The organism is Sinomonas humi (assembly GCF_000802235.1).
GTDB classification, from domain to species: Bacteria; Actinomycetota; Actinomycetes; order Actinomycetales; family Micrococcaceae; genus Sinomonas; species Sinomonas humi.
In genome coordinates this window covers 1-6334 of the sequence record NZ_JTDL01000110.1, presented here as the reverse complement: position 1 = coordinate 6334, position 6334 = coordinate 1, and the positions used below count along the sequence as shown (strand labels likewise).

General features: G+C 69.2%; 4 protein-coding genes. 2 read left to right on the top strand and 2 right to left on the bottom strand.

Going from position 1 to position 6334, the window contains the following annotated elements:
* Positions 1–72 precede the first annotated feature (72 nt).
* Together LK10_RS11215 and LK10_RS11210 are read right to left on the bottom strand one after the other, a co-directional pair.
* The gene (locus LK10_RS11215; protein WP_331377472.1) at positions 73–3042 is read right to left on the bottom strand and encodes an FAD-binding and (Fe-S)-binding domain-containing protein; all 2970 of its coding nucleotides are present in this window, start codon (positions 3040–3042) and stop codon (positions 73–75) included.
* Positions 3029–4747, bottom strand: coding sequence for an IlvD/Edd family dehydratase (locus tag LK10_RS11210; protein WP_043123687.1), 1719 nt, complete (start codon positions 4745–4747; stop codon positions 3029–3031). Before LK10_RS11210 ends, LK10_RS11215 begins: the two co-directional genes overlap by 14 nt.
* Positions 4748–4836: 89 nt before the next feature.
* Between LK10_RS11210 and LK10_RS11205 the strand changes: the two genes are divergently transcribed.
* Together LK10_RS11205 and LK10_RS11200 are read left to right on the top strand one after the other, a co-directional pair.
* Complete coding sequence (locus LK10_RS11205; RefSeq protein WP_043123685.1) at positions 4837–5634, top strand: IclR family transcriptional regulator; 798 nt, start codon at positions 4837–4839, stop codon at positions 5632–5634.
* On the top strand, positions 5631–6334 hold a 704-nt coding region (locus LK10_RS11200), incomplete at its 3' end, for an SMP-30/gluconolactonase/LRE family protein (RefSeq protein WP_043123683.1). The genes LK10_RS11205 and LK10_RS11200, both read left to right, overlap by 4 nt.

Below are 6334 nucleotides of genomic sequence, written 5' to 3'. Positions count from 1 at the left end.
CGCTTGACCCCACCGGCGGTGGGCGGGCACGCTGGGTGGCCAGGTGGAAAGCCCCGCTGAACGCGTTCGCGATCACCTTCGACGGACGCCTCGAACGGACCGCCAACTAGAAGAACGCCGGACCCAAACACCGTTCCTCAGACACTCCCTCCAATACCGGGGAAGCGACAGCGCGGAAGACTGATGCTTTGCGCGTTCGCGAATCACGGGCCGAACGTGCGGTCGAGCACCTGCAGGACGTGCTCGTAGTCCCGCCCCGTGGCTCGGGTCATCCCGAGTTCGCATGTCCGGTTGAGCGAGGCGTAGGCGGTGGTGTCCGCTGCCATCGCCTCCACGGTCTCGGGAAGGGTGGCGGAGGCTGTGAGCTCTGGGTGGAGCATCCCACGGTCTCCCGCGAACGCACAGCAGCCCCAGCCGTCGGGAACGATGACCTGCTCGGCTGCGGCTTCGGCGACCCGCCTCAAGGCACCGTCCAGGCCGAGGTGCACCGACGAGCAGGTCGGGTGGAGCGTCAGCGATGCGATCTTCTGACCGACCGGATGCGATCTTCTGACCGACCGGCAGCCTGGGGAGGACGACGCCGTCCACGAAGGCGACTGCGTCGACCACTGCAATGGAGGCCTCGCCAGCAGCCCCCAGGAGGATGTCCAGTCCCTCGGTGCAGGATGCGGCGTCGCAGACAACGGGGAGCTGGCCGCCACGGGTTGCGCGGCGGAGGGAAGCCGCCACCTTCCGCTTCATCTCTTCATAGCCGTCAGTGAGGCCCTTGGACTTCCAAGGAGTGCCGCAGCAAAGACTCGGGATGTCTTCTGGGGTGGCAACCGCGAGCCCTGCCCGGGCGCACAGACTGAGGAAGGATTCGCTCACCCCCTCCTCCCCCACTGGGGCGAACATCGTGTTCGTGCAGCTGGGGAAGTAGACCGCGACCGGTTCGGCGGCAGCGAGCGGACGGCGCCGTCGTCCGCCTTTGGGCAGGTCGGCAGAGTAGGCAGGCATCGCATCGGCTCCGAGCACGGCGCGGCCGACGGCAGTCGCGGCCTTGGGCAGGATCGATGGCACGGCGTCGACGACGGTCATGGCCAGTCCGCCGAGGCGGCTGATCTCATCCCATCGTCGGGCGGCGCTCTTCCAGCCGGCCTGGGCGGCAGGCTTCGCCGCCTCGGCACGCAGGCGCCGAACGAGGTCGCCGGTGTTGATCAGCACCGGGCAGGCAGTCTGGCACATCCCGTCGACGGCGCAGGTCTGCACGGCGTCGTACTCGTACTCCTTGCGCAGGGCGGCGAGGAGCGCATCGTCGCCGGCAGCCTCTGCGTCGGCCATCTCCCTGCGGAGCACGATGCGCTGCCTGGGCGTGAGGGTGAGGTCCCGGCTCGGACAGACCGGCTCGCAGTATCCGCATTCGACGCACCGGTCGACCTCCTCCTCCACTGTGGGGGCGGTCTTCAGGTTGCGCAGGTGGGCCTCCGGGTCCTCTGTGAGCAGCACGCCCGGGTTGAGGAGTCCGGCGGGGTCGAGCAGGCGCTTGACCTCGCGCATCACCTCGTACAGTTCGTCGCCGTACTGACGGCGCACGAACGGGGCCATGATCCGCCCGGTCCCATGCTCGGCCTTCAAGGTTCCGCCCTGGGCCAGCACGAGCTCGACCATCTCCTCGGTGAAGGCCTCGTAGCGGGCCAGCAGCCCGGGCTCGTCGAAGCGCTCGTTGAGCATGAAGTGGATGTTGCCGTCCTTCGCGTGGCCGAAGATGACCGAGTCCTCGTATTCGTGCTTGTCGAAGAGCAGGATGAGCTGGCGGCAGGTCTCGTAGAGCCGCTCGACGGGGACGGCGATGTCCTCCAGCAGCGCGGTGGTCCCCGATGGCCGATTGCCGGCGACCAGGGTGTAGAGGCCCTTGCGCAGGTGCCACAGCTGGGCACGCCGGGACGCCTCGGAGCTGAGCGCGCCGGGCTCGGCGAGGGCGAGGCGGGAGAAGACCTCGGGTGCGGCGGCGAGACGGGCTTCGAGGTCGTGTGCGCTGGCCTCTTGGTACTCGACCAGGAGCGCGGCGTGGTCGACGACGGCGAGTGCCCTGAGTTCCTCGGTTGCCTCGGGGTCCCGCTGGGCTACGCGCAGGCTGGTGGCGTCGAGCAGTTCGATGGTCGCGAATCCGGCCTCGACGAGGGCGGGAAGTGCGGCTGTCGCGGCAGCGAGGTCCGGGAACAGGAGCAGGCCGGTGGCGACGTGCTGCTTGATGGGGACGGTGTGGAAGGTTGCCTCGGCGACGAAGGCGAGCGTTCCCTCGCTGCCGATCACGAGGTGCTCGAGGATGTCCGCGGGGCGGTCGAAGTCGGCGAAAGAGTTCAGCCCGTAGCCCATGGTGTTCTTGATCGAGTAGAGGGCGCCGATCCGCTCCACGGAGTCCGGGTTCCCTAGTATCCGCTCGCGCAGCCGCTCGAGCCCGGCGTGCAGCTCCGGCTCGGCCGCGCGGAGCCGGGCGTCTGCGTCGGGGGCGCCGGTGTCGAGGATGGTCCCGCTGGGCAGGACTAGCATGGCGGATTCGAGGGTCCGGTAGGTGTTGGCGTGGATGCCGCAGGACATTCCGCTGGAATTGTTGGCGACCACCCCGCCGATGGTGCAGGCGATCTCGCTGGCCGGGTCGGGGCCGAGCTTCCGGCCGTGCCGTGCGAGCCGGGCGTTGACCATCCGGACCGTCGCACGTGGGCCGGTGCGGACCCTGGACCCGTCGTCGAGGACCTCGATGCTGCGGAAGCCGCGGCGGGTGTCGACGAGGACCCCGTCGGTGCCTGCCTGTCCGCTCAGGCTCGTCCCGCCGGAGCGGAAGGTCATCGGGACCCCGAGGTCCTGCGTGGCGGCGAAGAGCGCCGCCACTTCCTCACGCGTCGACGGGGTGGCGACCGCCTGGGGAGTGAGGAGGTAGTGGGAGGCGTCGTGGGCGGACGCTAGACGGTCGGTGGCCCGGGACCCGACAGTTCCGCAGGCTGCTGCCACGGCCCTCAGCAGCGCCGGGTCGGGCGGGGGCAGCCGGGTGTCAGTGGGATTCACGGCTGACCTGAGATCCGCTGGAGCCGACGAGAAAGTCCAGGTCCGCTCCCCTGTCGGCCTGGAGGACGTGGTCGACGTAGAGCTTTTCCCAGCCCCGTCCGGGGTTCGCGTAGCCCTTGACGGTGGCTGCGTTGGGGACGCGAGCTGCGAGCTCTTCGGCCGGGACCTCGAGGTCGAGGCGACGGGCGGGCACGTCCATGCTGATCCAGTCGCCGGTCTGCACAAGGGAGAGCGGGCCCCCTGCGGCTGCCTCCGGTGTGACGTGGAGGACGACGGTTCCGTAGGCTGTGCCGGACATGCGGCCGTCGCAGATCCGGACCATGTCGCGGATGCCCTGTTCGAGCAGCTTCTTCGGCAGCGGCATGTTGGAGACTTCGGGCATTCCCGGGTAGCCCTTGGGGCCGCAGCCGCGCAGGACCATCACCGAGTGCGCGTCGATGTCGAGGTCGGGGTCGTCGATGCGCGCGTGGAAGTCCTCGATGCTGTCGAACACGACCGCCCTGCCGCGGTGGCTGAGGAGGTGGGGGGACGCGGCCGAGGGCTTGATGATCGCCCCGCCGGGCGCGAGGCTACCGCGCAGGACGCTGATCCCTGCGGCGGGCTGGAGGGGCTTCTCGCGCGGGGCGATGACCTCCGGGTCCCAGATCCGGGCATCGTCGAGGTAGTCGACCAGGGGCTTTCCGGTGATGGTGAGCGCCGAGGGATCCAGCAGGTCCCGGACCTCTCGGAGCACGGCATGGAATCCGCCGGCGCGCTGCAGGTCGTCCATCAGGTACCGTCCGGCAGGCTGGAGGTTCACCAGGAGCGGGACTTCGGCGCCGATGCGGTCGAAGTCGTCCACTGTCAGGTCGATGCCGAGGCGGCCGGCGATGGCCAGGAGGTGGACGACGGCGTTCGTGGAGCCGCCGATTGCGGCGAGGGCGACGATGGCGTTGTGGAAGCTTGCCTTCGTGAGGAAGGTGCTGGGGCGCCGTTCCTCGGCGACGAGCTGGACTGCGAGCCGTCCCGTCTCGTGGGCGGCTTCCAGGAGTCGGCTGTCGGGCGCGGGGGTGCCGGCAAGGCCGGGCAAGACCGTGCCGAGCGCCTCCGCGACCAAGGCCATCGTGCTCGCGGTGCCCATGGTGTTGCAGTGGCCGCGGCTGCGGATCATGGAGGACTCGGACTTCACGAACTGTTCCTGGCTCAGTGCGCCGGCGCGCACCTCTTCGCTCAGGCGCCACACGTCGGTTCCGCATCCCAGCGCTTCCCCGCGGAAGGTGCCGGTGAGCATCGGGCCTCCCGGGACGACGACGGCGGGGAGGTCGACGGATGCTGCGGCCATCAGCAGTGACGGGATGGTCTTGTCGCATCCTCCGAGCAGGACGACGCCGTCGATGGGGTTGGCGCGAAGCATCTCCTCGGTGGCCATCGCCGCCATGTTCCGCCAGAGCATCGCCGTTGGCCTCACCTGGGTCTCGCCGAGGGAGACGACCGGCAGCTCGAGCGGGATCCCTCCGGCCTCGTAGATGCCGTTCTTCACCGACTGGGCGACCTCGGTCAGGTGGGCGTTGCACGGGGTGAGGTCCGAAGCGGTGTTCGCGATCGCGATCTGCGGGCGGCCCTCGAAGGCGCTTCCGGGGACGCCCCGCCTCATCCAGGCCCGGTGGATGTATGCGTTGCGGTCCTCGCCGGAATACCACTCCGAGCTGCGGAGACTGGAGTCCATGCTTTCCAACTTTCATTTTCCAATTATTGGAATGTTGATCTAATAGTTGAAACTGCTGCTAGCATATCGGCAGAACGAGGAGGACTCCAATGCCCCGCAAACCATCAGTCGGTTCCGGCGACGAGCGCTTGGTAGGCGCCGACCGCGTCCTCGCCGTCCTCGTCGAGCTCGCGGGGCTGCCCACCGGGGCGAGCCTGGACGAGATGACCCAGCGCACGGGCCACCCGAAGCCGACTGTCCACCGCGCCCTGGCCTCGCTCGGCCGGGCTGGGCTGGCGGTCCAGGACGGCCGGGGGCACTACATCCTCGGGGACGAGTTCCTCCGCCTCGCGTTCGCCCACCACGAGGCCCGCCCGGAGCATGTGCGCGTCCGTCCTGTCCTCGAGCGCCTCTCCGAGCGGTTCGCCGAGACCGTCCACTTCGCGGTCCTTGACGGGCCCGACGTCGTCTACCGGGACAAGGTGGACCCGGCCGTGGGTGCCGTGCGGCTCTCCTCCACGATCGGCGGCCGCAACCCGGCCCACTGCACAGGCGTGGGCAAGGCCCTCCTGTCGCGGAGGCTGCTGACGCTCAAGGACGTCGAAGACTGGGTAGGCGAGAGGGAACTGGTGCGCAAGACACCGCGGAGCCCCGGGAACGCTGCGGAACTCCACGCCCAGCTCGCCCAGACGCGGGAGCGCGGCTTCGCCGTCGACGATCAGGAGAACGAACCGGGCATCAACTGCCTGGCGGTTCCCGTCTACCTGTCGTCGCCGAGCGAACCCTCGGGGGCGATCAGCATCAGCGCTGTCGCCTACCGCACCCCTATCTCGGTTCTCGTAGAGGCCGCCGATGAAATCCGGGCGATCATCGAGGGCGCGCTGGGCCGTAGGGAGCGCACGGCATGAGCGTCACGGCTGCGGTTGCCAACGACGAAATCCACATCCTTGGCGAGGGGCCGTTCTGGGATCCGATCCGCAGCTGTCTGCTGTGGGTCGACATTGTCCGGGGGATCGTCTTTGAGGGAGCCCTCCATCCCGCGGGTCGGATCGAGATCACCGGCTGGCACCACTTCGGGGAGACGACTGGCGCCGTGGCCGTATCGGCACAGGGAGACTGGCTGGTCGCCGGGCAGGACTCGCTCATTTGCCGCGACCCTGCCGGGAATGTCCGCAGGTACCCGCCGCTGCCGACCGTCGGCGGAAAGCAACGGCTCAACGAAGGCAAGCCGGACCCCGCCGGGCGGTACCTCATCGGCACCCTCTGCCTCGAGGGCCCGTCGACCACCGAGACCCTGCTGCAGGTGGACCACGACGGCGGAGTGCGAGCGGTCGACGAGGACCTCACGCTCTCGAACGGCCTCGCCTGGTCGCCGGACGGCTCCCAGCTCTACAGCATCGACACCAACCGCCGCCTCGTCTTCCGGCGCAGCTACGGCGCCAATACCGGCGCCACTGGGCCCCGTGAGGAGTTCCTCGCCTTCAGTGAGGGCTATCCCGATGGCGTGACCATCGACGCCGAGGGGCACCTCTGGATCGCGATGTGGGGGCTGGGAGAGGTCCGCCGGTACTCGCCTGACGGCGAGCTCACCGAGAGCGTGTCCGTGCC